Below are 16,749 nucleotides of genomic sequence, written 5' to 3'. Positions count from 1 at the left end.
CCCGACCAGTCCCTGGACGGAGACGTTGTTATTACTGTTCGCTCGATTTGAGATTCACATACAGGGTCGCACAGCCCCAGAGAAACATGAGCACACCCGACGACTTGAAAAACCAGGCCAGGCCCTCGTCCAGGAATCCGAAAATAAACAATCCGGCACCGCCGACAATCACCAGCAGATCATCTTTGTGTTTTTTCATCTGTTGACGCAGACCCGACAGTAGCAACATGTCATCTTTCAGTAAGAAAATCGTGAATCTGGAGAAATAGTTGAGCAAAACGGACTTACTATCGCCTCTAACTTACTAAGGGGGCATCAGTATTTCATGAACTTTCATAAAATATTTCAAGATCAGTGCTTCTGTAGCTAATTCCGATCTGCCCGGTTCCGGAGTCGAGACCGGGAACGCCCTTGTATTGCTGCAAGCTCATTGTACAATTGACTATATGTAATCAGGCCACTTCTGGCAATCATTTCTTTTAGACTGAGTGAATCCGTTGTCCGTTTCTCATTAAGGACTGCACCCGTGTTAAGTGCCAGCGAAAATCAGCACAACCGAGGTACTCAGGTGGGCAGTCTGCTACTGGCAGGACTACTGCTCATCTGCATGCAGTCGAGTATCATGGCCGCGGAAAAGTCTGCTACCGACAGCGAACCACAGCGGCTGGCCGGTCAGATCGATCAGTTTATCAGGCAGGCTCACCAGCGCGAACACGTTCAGATCGCCCCCTGTGCTTCGGATGCGGAATTCATGAGGCGGGTCTACCTGGATCTGTCCGGCAAAATTCCACCGGTAGCGGAAGTACGCCAGTTTCTGGCAGATACCACTCCAGATAAACGGTCTCAGTTGATTGAACGCTTATTGGCCAGTCCGGGGTTCGTGGTCCACTTCACCAGTCTTTGGCGGGAGATCTTGATTCCCGAAGCTGGCACAGATCCATTTGCACGCCAACAGGTGCCGGAATTCGAAGCCTGGCTGCGAACTCAACTGAGAAACGACACTTCCTACGCTGCTCTGGCACGTGCCATCATTGGAGCGTCCTTTGATCAGGACGCAGCACAGGCAGAGACAATGGAACCCACTCCGCGGGCTTTCTATGTGGCTAAGCAGCTCAAACCAGAGAGCCTGGCTGCCAGTACTTCCCGTGCCTTTCTGGGAGTCCGGATTGAATGTGCCCAGTGCCATGATCATCCCTTCGATACCTGGAAGCAGGAGCAGTTCTGGAAGTTTGCAGCCTTCTTTGCCAATTTCGATCAGTCCCAGCAGAATAATTTGATTACCGGATTCAGCCTGAGAGAAGTCACCGGCAAACCCGCCATCAAAATTCCCGATACAAATCGACTGGTCGAAGCCAGTCTTCTGAACGGAAAAGAGATCGACTGGGAACAGAATCAGCGTGGCCCCCGAGAACGGCTATCGGAATGGATCACATCTTCACAGAACCCCTATTTCGCCAAAGCGTCGGTCAATCGAATCTGGAGTCTGTTTTTTGGTCGAGGCATCGTGGACCCGGTCGATGATTTTTCTGCGACCAATCCCGCCTCGCATCCGGAACTGCTGGATGCCATGGCGCGTGCCTTCCAGCAACATGATTACGATCTGAAATATCTGATTCGCGAAATCACGAATTCTGAGACCTATCAGCTCACCAGTCGCCAGACCGATCCCAGTCAGTCTCGTGCACAATGGTATGGAAAAATGCCGACACGGGGCCTGACCTCAGAACAGATCTTTGCCAATCTGGTCCAGGCCACGGGGTTCTTCCGCCAGACGACAGAAACGGATCCGCGATTGGTCGCAGGAGGCACAAATTCTCCCCAGACGGAAATTTACGAACTGTTTCAATCGGAGGCCGAAAACCAACTAGAGCCCCGGGCTACAATATTGCAGGCTCTGGCGCTGATGAACGGTACCTTTATCACCAACGCGACCAGTCTGGAAGAGTCCGATGTGTTTACCGCGATAGTAGATTTCCCCGGTCAATCGGTCGAACAGAAAATCGAAGCCTTTTATCTGTCCACGCTTTCCCGGCCTCCCACATCGGCCGAACAAAACAGACTGAAATCGTATATCACAGCCAGTGAAGACCAGACGGACGCCTATGCGAATCTGTTCTGGGCTCTGTTAAACAGTAGCGAGTTTTTATTGAATCATTAACACATGACCGCAGCCGCCAGGACAATCTGTTGCTACCTGACCGCAGCTCTGCTGGGACTGGTCCCGTTGCGCATCAGTTTGGCAGGAGAAGTTCAGGATTCCGCGCCGCAGGCAGCGACGGCCCAGCGAATACTACTTTTGGCACCTTCTGCCCCCGTCGTGATTGCAGTCAACATTCAGGTTGATGAAGCTGATTTCTGCGCGACGACGACTGATTACATCCAACGCCTGTTTACCTCGCTGGACCGTAACGAGGATCAGTTCATTGATCAGACCGAGATGGAAAACGTCCCGGCATTCGGTATCCGCCTGTTTGATCAGGGGAGCCCGGCAGAGCGGCTGCATTTACTGGATGTAGCGCCCCGGGACCAGAAGTTGAGCATCGGTGAATTTGCGACTTATATTCACCGGGCCCAGGGTTCTGCGTTTCGCATCGCGGGGGCTCCTACAAGATCGTCCCAGGTGATCGAACTCTTTCGCAAACTGGATTACAACGGCGATGGTTCCGTGAGCGATGCGGAATTCGAAGCCAGCTCCCGCGCGTTGACACAGTTTGATCGTGATGAAGATGAAGTGCTGAATCTGGCGGAACTTCGCCCGTTTAATGCGAATCAGACTCAAACCGTGGTTGGAGGAGGTCAGGGAGAAACCGAGACCCCCTTCCGGCAGTTGGACAACGATCGCTCGATTCGCCAGGCGGTTGACGAACTGTTGAAAAAATATGTTGAACACGCCAATCCCCAGCAGGATGCCCTGGCTCTGGCCTGTTTCAGTTCCACCAGCAGTGGGACATCCCAGATTCAGGATTTCGATCAGGACGCGGATGGTTATTTGAATCGAGAGGAGATATCGGCCTGGCTGCATCATCCCGCAAGTGAGCTGCAACTGGAAATGGCGCTCCCCCGACAGAAAGCATTCAGGCCCACGCTCAAATTCGTCAGTCAGCAGACACCCCGCGTCACCGAGGTTGAATCTCCGTCCCGTTCGCGACTGCAGTTACGGCTCGACAGTCTGCAACTCGAATTTCGCGTCAAGAGTTCGCGGCACATGCTGGCCGACAATGTCCGTTTCTACCAGACTCGTTTTCGCGTTGTCGACAGTGATAGAAATGGTTATCTGTCTCCAAACGAATTCATGCAGTTGAACATCCCCGGTGCCGACTATCAGAAAGCGGACCAGAATCAGGATGAAATGCTGCACAGGGAAGAGCTGACCGACTACCTGATTCAGAAAACGTCTTCCGTACAGAACCAGGTCGTCATGACAGTCAGCAACGATGGCAAATCGCTGTTTGAAATTCTCGACGCCGATCTGGATCGACGCTTGAGCCCTCGCGAACTCAAAAACAGTCTCCAGCGAGTGCGGGAGTATGATAAAAACCGGGACCAGTCACTGGATCCTGCAGAATTACGAGGACATTTCAAACTGACATTTGAACTCGGGAAACCGCAATTGTTTCAGTTTGATCCACGGATGGATTCCATGGCAATGAACCAGAACAGTACAATCCCACGTACCATTTCTGGACCGCGCTGGTTTCAACGCATGGATCGTAACCGGGATGGTGACATTTCGGAACGGGAATTTCTGTTCGATGCAGCCACATTTAAACGACTGGACCAGAATCAGGACCACCTGATCAGCGCCGATGAGGCGGAGGCCCTCTCCCCGAAATCGGATTAGTATCGCAGACAAATCAATGGACTAACAACTCCTGTCAATAAGGAGAAAACTCATGGAACAAATGACAAAATCAAATCGACTGATCGAACGCGTAGAACGCCGCCTGGCTCTGGCGGTCTGGGGGCGTGCTCTCTTTGTGTCATTTGTAATCTCTGCATCCTTGTACCTGGCGCTGATGCTCTTCAGCCGGTTGACGGGCTACTGGACCGGCTGGTTCCCACTGGAGTCCATCAGCAGTGTCGCCATCGGTACGCTGGTGCTGTCAGCGATTCTGTTTCGCCGGCCCGATCGCGAACAGGCAGCCCGCCTGATCGATCAGCGACAGGGAACCAAGGATCTGTTTCTGACGGTGACGATGCTGGAACAGGCTGTCGGCAATTATAAGCCCCTGGTCGCGCAAGACGCAGAAAAGCAGGCACAGAAAATCAAACCATTCCAGGTTGTGGAATTTGCCTGGGCGAAACGGGTGGGCTGGGTCTGTGCCTCCTCGCTGGTTCTGTTTCTGACACTGCAATACGCGCCGCAACTTGACCCCTTCGGTGAAGTCCAGGCCGCGGAAATTGAACAGGAAAAGGTCAAGGAGTTCCAGAAAGAGAAAAAAGCAACAAAGGCCCGCATGGCTGAGTTGAAGAACAAAGATAACGGTGCAGGCGACGAAGAGTCTAAAGATGTCAAACTGGCGGTAGAGAATCTGAAATCGGACTTTCGCAAGATGACCCCCGGCAAAAAACAGGAAAATGCCAAGACCCTGGCTGGTCACCAGAAGTCCCTGGGAGGCAAGTGGCGGCAGCGCGCCGAAGAGAATATGAAAAGCATGATGATGAAGGCAGACCAGGCCCAGAAATTTGGTGGCATGTCGAAAGACGACGGCATGAAGAAGTGGTCTAAGGAGCTGCAGGAAGGTTCGACCCAGTCACTCACCAAAGAGATGGATGAATTGAAAGATCAGCTGCAACGGCTGATGAAAGAAAAAGACCCGGTCAAACGGGAAAAACTGCAGAATGAAATCCAGAAGAAACTCAAAGAGATGGAGTCATTCGCCCGGGAACAGACTTCTTCCAAGCCGATGGCTGCAGCGCTGAAGCGAGCCATGAAACAGATGCAGATGGCGCAGTCCAAGGGGCTTTCTCCCGAAGAGGCTTTCAAAGAAGCCATGGAGTCCATGGACCTGGCAAAAATGGAACTCAAAGAAGTGGCGCAGTCGGCCAAAGACATGAAAAAGCTGGAAGAAGCGCTCAAAGTTCTACAGATGGCTAAAAAGGCAAACGACAAATCAGGCCTCGACGGTGAAGCCTGCGAAAACTGCATGACCCTCGAAGACTACGAAGAACTCTATGCAGAAATGATGGGGGGAGAAATGCCCGGTGAAGGGACCGGCAATGAGGGACAGGGCGGAGGAGGCAAGGTCGATGAAGACGACACGGGTGATAAAGGTTTTAAAACCGAAAAGTCCAAGTCGGCCATCACCGCTGGTAAGGTCCTGCTTTCCTTCAAATCCAAGGGGCTCAGCGACAGTGGCGAAGCTAAGAAGAACTACAACAAGCTGGTCACGGATCTCAAGCAGGGCATGAGCGAAGCCATCATGCAGGAGCAGATCCCGCCCGGGTATCACGACGGAATCAAGAAGTATTTCAACTCACTCGAGAAAAAAACTGACGAGAATACACCTCAGAAATGAATGAACAAATCAGGCCCCAGGGTGCTCCCGGCTGGCTTACCTTAATTATCATCCTGCTGCTTGCCCTGTTGGGAATTGGAGTCGTCTTCTATGTTCAGAAGCAGGCAGATCCATTGGTTGTGTACTGCGCACATGACTCTATCTTTTCGGAAAAAATACTCAACGAATTCATGGCGGAGACGGGAATTGCCGTCGAACCCCGGTTCGATACCGAAGCGACTAAATCTCTCGGCCTGACGAATCTGATCATACGGGAACAGGAGCATCCCCAGTGCGATGTCTTCTGGAATAATCAGACCCTGGGCACCGCGGATCTGAAATCCCGTGGACTGCTGGAAAGCTATAAAGGCTCCGGATACGAACGAATCCCTGAGTCATTCAAAGATCCGGAAGGTTGCTGGACCGGTTTCGCAGCCCGTTTGCGGGTTTTTATTACCAATACGAATCAGCTGCAGGCGGATTCCGCCGCCATCGAGAAGGTTCTGGCCGGGCCGTTGGACCAGGTCGCGATTGCCAAACCCCTGTACGGGACGACGCTCACTCATTTCACCATCCTCTGTGATGTCTGGGGACTGGATCAACTCAAAGCCTGGTATGCGGAACAACTCAAACGGGGGATTCAGGTCACGACCGGAAATTCTCAAGTCAAGAACCTTGTCGCCGGCGGTGCCTGCGTACTGGGCTATACAGACACGGATGACTATTTTGTCGCCGTCGATGAGCAACAGCCGGTAGCTGCCGTCCCCGTGACGATCGAGGACAAAGTCATTCTGATTCCCAACAGCGTGGCGATCATTAAAGGAACTCAAAAGCGGGAGCAGGCCGAGAAACTGGTCGATTTTCTGCTCTCGGAGCGGGCTGAACTGGAACTGGCCCGCTCGCAGTCACGCCAGATTCCCCTGGGGCCGGTCGACTGGGAGCAGGTTCCAGAAGAAGTAAAACAGTATCGGTCTGAGATCGAAAAAGCATATCCCCTGACGAATCTGGTCAAACAAAGAGAGCAGACGCTGGACTGGCTCAAAACGGAGTACTTGAAATGAGCCTGGCCACTGCCTGTGGCGTGACCGTGTTGCGCAGTTTATGTATTTCATTCATCGGAGTCTTTTTAGCCCGGCGGTTGACCCCGCCGACACGGAAAGCGTTTGAATCTCGTGCCTGGTTCCTGTTAATTCTGATTTTATCACCGTTATTTGTTCCTGAACTCCTGGTGGGATATGCCTGGTCTCTGATTTCTGTCAGATTCGTGCAGTATCCTGCCCTGCTCGAACTGACATACTCAACTCTGGTTTTAATGAAAGTGGTCCCTGTGGGCATACTCTGTTTCAGTATGGCAGGGGGAGCGTTAATCTCTCCCGAAGCGGATTTCATCCGACGCGTCTTTCGGACGCCGGGTTCGCGACTGGCCAGCCTGAAAACCCGGGCCAGTTTTTTTCTCTGGAATTCCCTGCGATTGTCGATCCCTGTCTGGACGCTGTTATTTCTGTTGAGCTTTCAGGAATTTGAAATGGCCTCGCTGATGTACCGCGATTCCTGGACCGTCTGGATCTTTGATGCGCAGGCGGGCGGCGTTCCCGTGCAGGAAACACTCTCTTTTCTGCTGGGGCCTCTCGCGATTGAAGTCGTCATCCTGCTGGGGGTCTTCAGCCTGTTGCAGCGGTTTCAGAGAGAGACCAGAAAAGTGGAAGCGACTGAAACGCCAGCTCCCACTCTTCAGAAAGCGAAGCTCTGGGACTGGTGTTACCTGGGGGCCGCTTTTGCCCTGGTCGTGCTGGTTCCCTTTCTCTTAATCAGTGGTGGGAGTTTAAAATCACTGCTGAATCTGCTCCAGAATCAGTATCAACTCATCAGCATTTTACAGGAGTGCGCCTGGGCGCTGGCCTACGCAGCGACAACCGGTATTGCCGCCTGGGGACTGGCCTCATTCTTTTTAAAACAGGATTCCACCGTATTCACCCGACTGATGGGCCTCTTGTGCTGTCTACCTGGTTTGTGTGGTGCGCTGATCCTCGCGCTTGGGCTGGCATCCCTGTTTCTCACCCGCGCCGGCTCAGTCATGTATGGTACTCCGATTCCGGTGCTGCTCGGGTTTGTGTTGTTTCTGTTTCCCCGCGCCCTGTTCCTGCGGCTGATGCTCCTCAAACGAGAACAGCATGCCGGACTGTTTCTGGCACAGTTACTTCGTCAGTCCCCGCGGCCCTCTCAAGCCGGGCAGGGGGGCGAATTGCTCTGGGCCGTCTCGGGAAGAATGCAATTCTGGGCCGTGGTCCTGCTGGCTTTCTGGGCTTACTGGGACGTCACGATCAGCTCGATTCTCGCTCCCGGCAGCACGATGACGTCAGCTGTTCGTTTATACGGACTCATGCATTATGGACAGAACGCAATGTTGTCCGCGATCACCTTTTTCTGTTTTCTGGTGCCGGTCTGTCTCTGTCTGGCACTTGTTCCCATTGTGAAACGATTCTGGATCGCCAGCTATCGAGTGCCTGCCTGAAAGTAAAAAAGTTCAACCATGGTTGTAACGGCTCCCCAATCTGAAACACTTCTCTGGCGACTGAGCGAAGTCAGCCTGTCCTGGCAGGGGGGCGTACGCCTGGAGGGCATCGACCTGGAAATTCCAGCCGGGGTGACCGCCATCATGGGGTATTCCGGTGCAGGCAAGACATCTCTGTTAAACCTGCTGGTTGGCTTTGAACGGCCCGATCGGGGAGACATTCAACGCAACCAGACACACTCGGAAACCGCAACCCTCGACCTGTTCTGGGTGCCCCACAGTATGGGACTCTGGCCCCAGTATACGGTCCGCGAGCATTGTCTGCTGGTCAGCCCGGACCCAGATCAGCAACAGGCACACGTCGATGAACTGCTTGCCGCCTTCGGGTTAACCGAAGTGAGTCATAAATACCCCGGACAGTTGTCCCAGGGAGAAGCGTCCCGGCTTTCGGTAGTCCGGGCCCTGGCCAGTCAGGCGAAAGTCCTGGTGATGGATGAACCACTGGTCCACGTCGATCAGGCACACTGGCCCCAGTACTGGGATTTCATTCGCGCGTACTGTCTCTCCCACGGTATTTCACTTGTATTTTCCACACATTCTCCCGAACTGGTCCTGCGCGAAGCACAACAGGTCATCTGCCTGGATCAGGGGCAGGTTGTCTATCATGGTCCAGTCAATGAACTTTATCGTTCGCCCCCCTCGGTGAAGGCGGCTTCATTTCTGGGGCCCGTGAATGAAATCGATTCGTCCGGGGATACCTCCGTTTTACCCATGTTGGCCCGTCCCGAACAGGTGGAATTGATCACTGACCCAGCCGGTCCGTTCGAAATCAAACAGACTCACTTTCTCGGTACCATGGAAGAAGTCCGCACCATGAACCGGGAAACCGGTGCAGCACATACTTTTTATCATCGACCCGCGCGAGCAGCCCTGGAAGCGGGACAGCGAATTTCCATTCGCCTGCTGATTCTTTTCTGCTGTCTGCTCTTGTGCGGAGGCTGTATTACAGGGGATGCGCCAGAGTTATCCTTTTCCGACATCTCTCAGTGGCCGGTTCCCGCGGAAGGCATCAAGGTACCCGCGCCGCGCAGTCTGAATGTGGGGCCTGACGATGAACTCTACGTCCTGGATAACGCAGGACGGGTCCTGGTTTATGATGCGAAAGATGAATTGATCAAACAGTGGGAGATGCCTGATTTTGAGATCGGCAAGCCGGAAGGGGTCTGTCTGCTCAGAAATGGCGAGATCGCGGTTGCGGATACCCACTATCATCGCGTCGTCTTCTTTGACAAAGAGGGAAATGTGCTCCGCATGCTGGGCGAGTATGGTGAAGGTCCTTCCCAGTTTATCTACCCGGTGTCTGTGGTGCAGGATCCGGAGGGAGACATCTACGTCTGCGAATATGGGAATCACGATCGCGTTCAGAAGTTCTCGGAAACGGGCGAGTATCTGCTCGAATTCGGCAAGGTGGGGACCGGACCGGGGGAATTTCAGCGCCCGGCGGGAATGGTCTGGCATGATCACAAAATTTATGTCTCGGATGCAATCAATAACCGGATTCAGATTTTCTCAGATGAAGGTGAGTTTCTGGAAATTCTGGGAGCAAAAACCGGGGGAATTCCCCTCTATTACCCCTATGACATCGCCATCGACCGCAAGACCAGTGAATTGTATATCGTGGAATACGGATCGGGACGCATTACCAAAACAGACCTGCAGGGAAACATCCTGGGGCGGTTTGGGAAAACGGGGATGCAACAGGGAGAATTCCTGACTCCCTGGGGACTGACAGTAAATTCAAAAGATCAGGTATTCGTGGCTGACACCGGAAATCGTTTAATCGTAAAATTGACACCATGAAAATCAAAGAACTCTATCAACAGTTAGTTCCCAGAGCACGCACGTCGGTGAGGTGGCGGCGGGCACTCCCTTTGATTTTCTTCCTGTTGCTTTATGCCGGCCTTTGCGTGGGCCTCGAACTTTCGGGAGTCCTGCTCTTTGCCCGGCCCTGGGCATTCGTGCTGATTTTCTTCGCGGTCTGGGTCTGGTGGCTCTCTGTCGCCGGTTATGGCGGGCTGAGCAGGGGCAGGGCACTGGCTGCGCTGCTGACGCGTCTGGTGATGCTGGGGCTGTTTGTGATCCTGATTGCAGAGCCACGGTCCGTTCGAGTACGGGATGTGATCTCGGTGGTCTACGCGGTGGATCTATCCGATTCCATCGGCGAACGGTCCGTCGACGAGGCACTGGAATTCGTTACGAAAACGGTCACCGAAAAACCGCCCATGGATGAAGCCGGTCTCGTTGTCTTCGGAAGAAATTCGGCTGTCGAACTGCCGCCCCGCATGTCGTTCCCGTTTGAAGCATTGAATTCGCGTATCGACAGGGATGCGACCAATCTCGAGCAGACTCTGTCACTGGCCGCTGCCATGCTGCCTGAAGAAAACCGCGGACGCATCGTATTGATCAGCGATGGCACCGAGACTGAAGGCTCCATTTCACAGATTCTGGACGAGCTGAAATCCCGCGATATCGCCGTGGATGTGCTGCCGATTCAATACGAATACGACAAAGAAGTCTGGCTGGAAAATCTGGAATTGCCACGGTTCGTCAAACTGGGCGAAAACTATGAAGCTTCCGTGGTACTCTCTTCGCTGCAGGATGGTGCGGGTAAGCTGGTGCTGCGTGAGAACGGAGAACAGATTTACGAACAGGAAGTCAAATTCAAAGCCGGCAAAAATCGATTTGTCGTCCCCGTCTACCTGCGTGATCCCGGCTACTACGAGTATTCCGCGACAATCGAAACCCAGGCTGCCGATGACCAGATCCGCGAAAACAATACCGTCATCAATTACATCTACGTCGAAGGCGAAGGGAAAGTTCTCGTTGTAACGAATCCGGCCGGTGATGACCGGGACTGGGAGTCGCTGGTGAAAGCGATTCGCGAAGGAGAACGCAATGTCGATGTCGTTTCGGCTTATGAATTCCCGAGTGACTCGCTCTCGCTGATGCCTTATGACGCGGTTCTTTTCGTGAACGTACCCGCTGATGCGTTTAATGTCATTCAACTCAAAGCCGTCCACGACTCCGTCTTCAACCAGGGCATCGGCTTCATGATGGTCGGCGGAGACAACAGCTTCGGCCCAGGGGGCTATCACCGTACGGTTATTGAAGACGCGTTGCCCGTCACGATGGACATCACCAAAAAGAAAGTACTACCTAAAGGCGCGCTGGCAATTATTCTGCATACCTGTGAGTTTCCGGAGGGGAACACCTGGGGGAAACGCATTACCAAACAGGCGATTAAGGTTTTAGGAGCCCAGGATGAAGTCGGGGTTCTGGTCTACGATTATATGGAGGGCGAAAAGTGGCTGTTCAAGCTGACGCCTGCCGGCGATTATGAAAAAATGGTTCCCAAGATCAATGGCGCGCAAATTGGCGATATGCCCAGCTTTGTTAACACGATGCGCCTGGGACTGAAGGGTTTGAAAGAAAGTGATGCCTCCACCAAGCACATGATCATCATCTCGGATGGAGATCCTCAGCCCCCCGCGCCGCAGTTGATCAGTGATTTTCAGAAGAATAAAGTCAGCGTTTCGATGGTCGCCATCTTCCCACATGGCGGACGCGATATTTCGACGATGCGGGCCATCGCGGGCGCCACCGGAGGCCGGTATTACTTCCCCTCCGATCCCAACCAGTTACCTTCGATCTTCATCAAAGAATCGAAAACGCTGAAACGGAGCATGATTCAGAATGAAACGTTCGTGCCGGAGGTCGGAATGATTTCTCCGGTATTGAACGGCATCGAACGCATTCCACCCCTGTTTGGTTATGTGTTAACCACAATCAAACCACGGGCAGAAGGTGTCTTAAACGCGCCGGAAAAGAAAGAAGCCGAAGGGGAGATTGATCCGGTTCTTTCCTTCTGGCGTTACGGACTGGGAACGACGGCCGCCTTTACTTCGGACCTCTCTCCCAACTGGGGAAAAGACTGGGTCAACTGGGATCACTACCAGGCGTTTGTTAAACAGCTGATGATCAAGATCTCACGTGTGCAGAAACAGGATCATCTGAAACTGTGGAGCCATGTTACAGGTAATAAAGCAACGATTATGGTGGAAGACTTTCACCCGGAAGAATCGTTTCTAAATGTCGCAGCTCGGATTGCTGGCCCCCATGATCGGAAAGAGACCGTGGTGCTGAAGCAGGTCAGCCCCCGTCGCTACCAGGCTGAGGTACCTCTCTGGGGGAAGGGGCGATACCAGGTCACGGCTCTTGGAAAATCGGGGGAACGGGAAGATCACGCCAACGGGGGTTTCATAGTACCTTATTCACCAGAATTCCTGCGGTTTCGCTCAAATCCCATTGTGTTGGAAGAAATTGCACAAAAGACCGGCGGGCAACGGCTGGATCCCGTGAATGCAACAGACGTCATTTACGGTCGCCGCGATCCTAAACAGAGTTCCAACCCGGTCTTCGACTGGTTTCTGATGGCACTGGCAATCCTCGTTCCCCTGGACGTTGCCATCCGTCGGGTACAGCTTGACTGGTACGTCATCAAAGGCTGGTTTGGGTTCGGGAAGGAGCAGAAACAGAGCACCGCTACGATGGGAGCACTGTTGCAGCGCAAACAGGATGTGGTGGACGATCTGGATGCCCGCCGCGGCGGCTCGACCGAACAAACTGGCCAGTCGACTCTTGCCCAACTACAGGAGCAGGGTCTGCAGAAGGGACCTGCAACTACACCTAAGCCCCCCGGGGCAAAAGATTCCGGAAATCAGCAGTCGGCACCACCTCCGCCGCAAACGCCACCGGATAATCAGTCCACGACAGGGCGTTTACTGGACATGAAACGAAAACGAAATTCAGAAGACAAAGATAACGATCAGTAATCAGACAGGTTTTCAACCGTGGAGAATAATATGAATCAGCCGGAAACAACCGACGAACCCATCGTGTTACAGGCCGAAGCCGATCACTTTAAAAAAGTGTTCAACGAGGTGCGGTCCGAAGTGGGCCGGATGATTATCGGCCAGGAGCGGGTCGTAGAATCGACACTCTATGCCCTGTTTTGTGGCGGCAATGTCCTGCTGGAAGGGGTCCCCGGACTGGGGAAAACCGAACTGGTGAAAGCACTCTCCCGGGTACTGGACCTTCATTTTCAACGGATTCAGTTTACTCCGGACCTCATGCCTGCGGATATTATCGGCACCAATATCATGAGTACCGACGAAACCGGGACCTACCGCTTCGAATTCCGCAAAGGACCGATTTTTACCCAGTTACTGCTGGCAGACGAAATCAACCGGGCGTCACCCAAGACACAGTCGGCCCTGCTGGAAACGATGCAGGAAGGAACCGTCACCGCCGGCGGGACACAGTATCGGCTGGACCAGCCCTTTTTTGTGATGGCAACCCAGAACCCGATTGAGCAGGAAGGGACCTATCCACTTCCGGAAGCACAGCTGGACCGCTTTATGTTCAAAATTAATGTTCCGTTTCCTAACCGTGAAGAACTCAACACGATTGTGCAGCAGACCATTCTGAAACAGCCGGTCGAACTGACCAAACTGCTCAATAGCAGTCAGATTCTGGAACTGCGTTCGGTGCTGGAAAAGGTTGTGGTTGTCGAACCAATCCGCGACTATGCCATTCGTCTGGTGCTCTCAACCCATCCGGGAACCGATTTCGCAACCGATGAGGTCCGCAGATTCATTCACTGGGGCGCCAGTCCCCGGGCAGCGCAGTCCCTGGTGAAAGCGGCGCGGGTGCGTGCTTTGAGTGAAGGCCGGGCGCACGTGGCGTTTGAAGACATTCGCTACTTTGCGAACGAGGTGCTGCAGCATCGGGTGCTGCTCAACTATGACGGGCAGGCGGAAAATATCAAAGTAACCGATCTGATCACCAAAATCTGCCAGGAACTGCCCGAGAAGGAGTAACGGACCGTGGCCGAGAATTCAGCCTTAACGCAGTATACCCCGCTGTTCGAAAACAAGACGTTATCGATGCTGGAGCGGATGCGCCTCAACCCGACCAGGCGGCTTACGAATCGAAGTCGAGGCGAACACCTGACCGGCAAAGGGGGATCGAGCACCGAGTTTTCTGATTATCGGAACTACGTGGCCGGCGATGATGTCCGCTACATCGACTGGAATATATTTTCGCGTCTGAATCGTCCCTTCATGAAACAGTATCAGCATGAAGAGGAAATGCACGTCGTCATCATCCTCGATGCCTCGTCTTCAATGGATTACGAAGACAAATTCGAACGGGGAAAACAACTGGCTGCAGCTTTCGGAGTCATGGGGCTGTTAAACTTTGAGAAGGTCAGCGCATATGCCTGTAATCAGCGGGGAGGGCGTCCGGCCCAGTTTCCGCCCTCATCGGGTCGGGTCAGTATGAAACGACTGTTTGACTTTCTGACGGCTCTGGAACCAGGCGGAGATGAACCGGTCGAGCAGGCCGTGGAAGATGTGTTACGGACGCACCGTGGACGGGGGATCGCGGTCATTCTCTCTGATTTTGAATCTTTCGGTGATCTGCAGCGTCCTTTGAATTTGTTATTCAGTGCAGGGCTGGAAATCTTCGGGGTTCAGATTCTGGCTCCTTCAGAAGTCAATCCGGAAATCAACGGGGACTTGCGTCTGGTCGACAGCGAGACAGGCCAGACTCTCGATATTTCCTCTGCAGGTGACCTGCTGGGGTTGTATCACGAGCACCGAGCCATGCTGGAAGACCACCTTTCATCCCTGTGTCGACAGCGTTCGGGACGTTTCCTCTCAGTCAACAGTGGTGAATCCCTGGAGCATGTTCTCTTTGATCAGCTGCGGCGGAAAGGATGGGTACGATGAATTTCTGGCCCGGATTTTACGCTCTGCAGGGTGCCTGGTTTCTATTGCTGCTGATTCCGCTGCTTGTGTTTTACTTTTTGAAACTCAAGCGACCGCATCAGCGCGTGCCTTCGCTGGCACTCTGGAGCCAGGTCATCAATGACCGTCGGGTGAATTCTCCTTTTCAGAAATTCAAACGCAGCATTCTGTTACTGCTGCAGATCCTGTTACTGCTGTTCCTGGTTCTGGCTTTAATGCAGCCTTATATCCAGAGCGGGGCAGAACGGGCCGAATACCTGCCAATTCTGATCGACTGCTCCGCCAGTATGGCTGCGACCGATCCGGAAACAAAAAAGTCACGGCTGGATCTCGCCAAAGAGCGAGTGAATGAGCTGATCGAGAATATGCTGCCCGACCAGAGAATCTCGCTGGTCGCCGTCGGCTCGACTGCCCGGCGGCTGACTGATTTCACCGACAATCAGCGTGTTCTCAAAAAGTCGCTGGCATCACTCGAAGTAGATGATGTTCCCAGCCAGCTGGAAGACGCGCTGCGGATGACACAGGCACTCTCACGCACCGCCCCGATTAAATCAGTCCTCTTCTACTCCGATGGTAATTTCCCACAAGAGATCGACTTTGAACTCCCCTTTGAGCTGAATTACCAGCTGTTGCCTCCTGCTGGCGTGAATGTCGGAATCACCTCCATGAATGCCCGCAAAAATCAGGCGGGGACCTGGGATGTCTTCCTGCGGATCGAGAACTCAAAGCAGGCAGACAGTTCCGCCTCGGTCGAACTGATCCAGGATGGACAGAGTGTCGCCCGGGAAGAGATTGTTCTGGGCCCGGGAGAATCACAACGACTGGAATTCTCCGTTGATGCGGGAGGCGCTTCAAAAATCAAAGCCATCCTGACTCCTGCAGGCGCAGACAGTCTGGTCGCCGATAACGAAGCCTATCTGACCATTCCCCAGTCTCGCCAACTTCTGGTTTATGTGGATCCTGAGTTAGCCAGCTATCGGTATGCATTGGATGAAAACTCCGAGATGATCCTTTATCCACAACCAGATCAAAGCTCAGCGCCTGCGGAATACGATCTGGTCATTTCCGGTGCCGCTAAGGATATGGATCGTGAAGCATTAATCAAACTGGGAGTCGGCTTTGTACCGGAAGAGTTAGAGAAGTATATCAAGCTGGAAACGGAACTGACCGAAGTGGTGGACTGGAACCGCAGTTCATCGCTGCTCAGACACGTACAGTTGAGTGATGTCCAGATCACCCAGCAGCCGGTCTGGACGGAGAACTCCGGCGTAGAAAATCTGGAAGAACTGGGCTACGAAGTTCTGATTCACGGCAAACTGGGACCACTGTTACTGCAGAAAAGGACTCCCACCGATCAGGAATTCTATTTTCTGTTCGATACAGACCGTTCGACACTCCCTTATCGAGTTGGTTTTCCCATTCTGGTTTCGAACCTGGTACAGTTAACTCTGCAGGAGGCAGGAATCGCTGAAACTCAAGCCGCAGCAACACCGGTTTTACCGGTTGTGGAATATCAGCCGGAGCAGAGTTACCAGATTAAGTCCCCTGTCGGTAAGACGATGACAGTGAAGAGTGATGCGAATGGCGTCTTGTCCGGCATCGCGGCGCTCCATGTGGGCACTTACAACATCAGTGGCGAAGGTGCTAAAGATGCCGAAATTGGCGTGAGTTTATTGAACCCTCTGGAAACTTCTCTCGTTTCCGTAGAGAAGATCCAGTTCAGCGAAGTTCCGGTCAGCGCAGCGGCAGCGCAGATTGACAGCGATAAACCGCTCTGGAGTGAGTTTGCCCTGATCGCGTTTTTCCTGTTACTACTCGAATGGTGGTATTTCCAACGCAAACCATCGGGTGTTCCTACTTAAAATCCGTC

Annotated in this window: 11 protein-coding genes; 10 read left to right on the top strand and 1 reads right to left on the bottom strand. The window is 53.2% G+C overall.

The features are described 5' to 3' along the window. Window positions 1–31: 31 nt before the first annotated feature. On the bottom strand, window positions 32–229 hold the full coding sequence (locus tag RID21_RS16835) for a hypothetical protein (protein ID WP_350190797.1): 198 nt from the start codon (window positions 227–229) through the stop codon (window positions 32–34). 297 nt (window positions 230–526) lie between these two features. On the opposite strand from RID21_RS16835, the gene RID21_RS16830 reads away from it, so the two are divergent. From RID21_RS16830 to RID21_RS16785, 10 genes are read left to right on the top strand one after another with little or no spacing between them, the layout of a single operon-like run. Then, a complete protein-coding gene (locus RID21_RS16830) occupies window positions 527–2,158 on the top strand; it encodes a DUF1549 and DUF1553 domain-containing protein (protein WP_350190795.1) in 1,632 nt (543 codons plus the stop codon). 3 nt (window positions 2,159–2,161) lie between these two features. Continuing rightward, a complete protein-coding gene (locus tag RID21_RS16825; protein WP_350190793.1) occupies window positions 2,162–3,841 on the top strand; it encodes an EF-hand domain-containing protein in 1,680 nt (559 codons plus the stop codon). A gap of 52 nt (window positions 3,842–3,893) precedes the next feature. Beyond that, entirely contained in the window at window positions 3,894–5,519 is a 1,626-nt protein-coding gene (locus RID21_RS16820; RefSeq protein ID WP_350190791.1) for a hypothetical protein, read from the top strand. Then, window positions 5,516–6,559 carry an extracellular solute-binding protein gene (locus tag RID21_RS16815; protein WP_350190789.1) on the top strand — a complete coding sequence of 348 codons (1,044 nt, stop codon included), beginning with the start codon at window positions 5,516–5,518 and terminating at the stop codon, window positions 6,557–6,559. Before RID21_RS16820 ends, RID21_RS16815 begins: the two co-directional genes overlap by 4 nt. After that, a complete protein-coding gene (locus tag RID21_RS16810) occupies window positions 6,556–8,010 on the top strand; it encodes a hypothetical protein (RefSeq protein ID WP_350190787.1) in 1,455 nt (484 codons plus the stop codon). The genes RID21_RS16815 and RID21_RS16810 overlap by 4 nt, the downstream gene beginning before the upstream one ends. 18 nt (window positions 8,011–8,028) lie before the next feature. Next, window positions 8,029–9,870: an ATP-binding cassette domain-containing protein gene (locus RID21_RS16805; RefSeq protein WP_350190785.1), complete on the top strand. Its 1,842-nt coding sequence runs from the start codon at window positions 8,029–8,031 to the stop codon at window positions 9,868–9,870. Beyond that, the gene (locus RID21_RS16800) at window positions 9,867–12,902 is read left to right on the top strand and encodes a VWA domain-containing protein (protein WP_350190783.1); all 3,036 of its coding nucleotides are present in this window, start codon (window positions 9,867–9,869) and stop codon (window positions 12,900–12,902) included. Before RID21_RS16805 ends, RID21_RS16800 begins: the two co-directional genes overlap by 4 nt. Before the next feature lie 30 nt (window positions 12,903–12,932). Beyond that, complete coding sequence (locus tag RID21_RS16795) at window positions 12,933–13,949, top strand: AAA family ATPase (protein WP_145185319.1); 1,017 nt, start codon at window positions 12,933–12,935, stop codon at window positions 13,947–13,949. Between the two features lie 6 nt (window positions 13,950–13,955). Continuing rightward, window positions 13,956–14,861, top strand: coding sequence for a DUF58 domain-containing protein (locus RID21_RS16790; protein ID WP_350190781.1), 906 nt, complete (start codon window positions 13,956–13,958; stop codon window positions 14,859–14,861). Continuing rightward, complete coding sequence (locus RID21_RS16785) at window positions 14,858–16,741, top strand: vWA domain-containing protein (protein WP_350190779.1); 1,884 nt, start codon at window positions 14,858–14,860, stop codon at window positions 16,739–16,741. The genes RID21_RS16790 and RID21_RS16785 overlap by 4 nt, the downstream gene beginning before the upstream one ends. Window positions 16,742–16,749 lie beyond the last annotated feature (8 nt).

It is taken from the genome of Gimesia sp., from assembly GCF_040219335.1.
Lineage (GTDB): Bacteria > Planctomycetota > Planctomycetia > Planctomycetales > Planctomycetaceae > Gimesia.
The sequence above is the reverse complement of the archived record's forward strand: the minus strand, read 5'-3'. Positions and strand labels throughout refer to the sequence as shown.

Coding starts and splice junctions, on each gene's coding strand:
- RID21_RS16815 (WP_350190789.1), top strand. CDS start 5,516: ATGAATGAACAAATCAGGCCCCAGGGTGCTCCCGGCTGGCTTACCTTA.
- RID21_RS16785 (WP_350190779.1), top strand. CDS start 14,858: ATGAATTTCTGGCCCGGATTTTACGCTCTGCAGGGTGCCTGGTTTCTA.
- RID21_RS16810 (WP_350190787.1), top strand. CDS start 6,556: ATGAGCCTGGCCACTGCCTGTGGCGTGACCGTGTTGCGCAGTTTATGT.
- RID21_RS16795 (WP_145185319.1), top strand. CDS start 12,933: ATGAATCAGCCGGAAACAACCGACGAACCCATCGTGTTACAGGCCGAA.
- RID21_RS16835 (WP_350190797.1), bottom strand. CDS start 229: ATGTTGCTACTGTCGGGTCTGCGTCAACAGATGAAAAAACACAAAGAT.
- RID21_RS16825 (WP_350190793.1), top strand. CDS start 2,162: ATGACCGCAGCCGCCAGGACAATCTGTTGCTACCTGACCGCAGCTCTG.
- RID21_RS16805 (WP_350190785.1), top strand. CDS start 8,029: ATGGTTGTAACGGCTCCCCAATCTGAAACACTTCTCTGGCGACTGAGC.
- RID21_RS16800 (WP_350190783.1), top strand. CDS start 9,867: ATGAAAATCAAAGAACTCTATCAACAGTTAGTTCCCAGAGCACGCACG.
- RID21_RS16820 (WP_350190791.1), top strand. CDS start 3,894: ATGGAACAAATGACAAAATCAAATCGACTGATCGAACGCGTAGAACGC.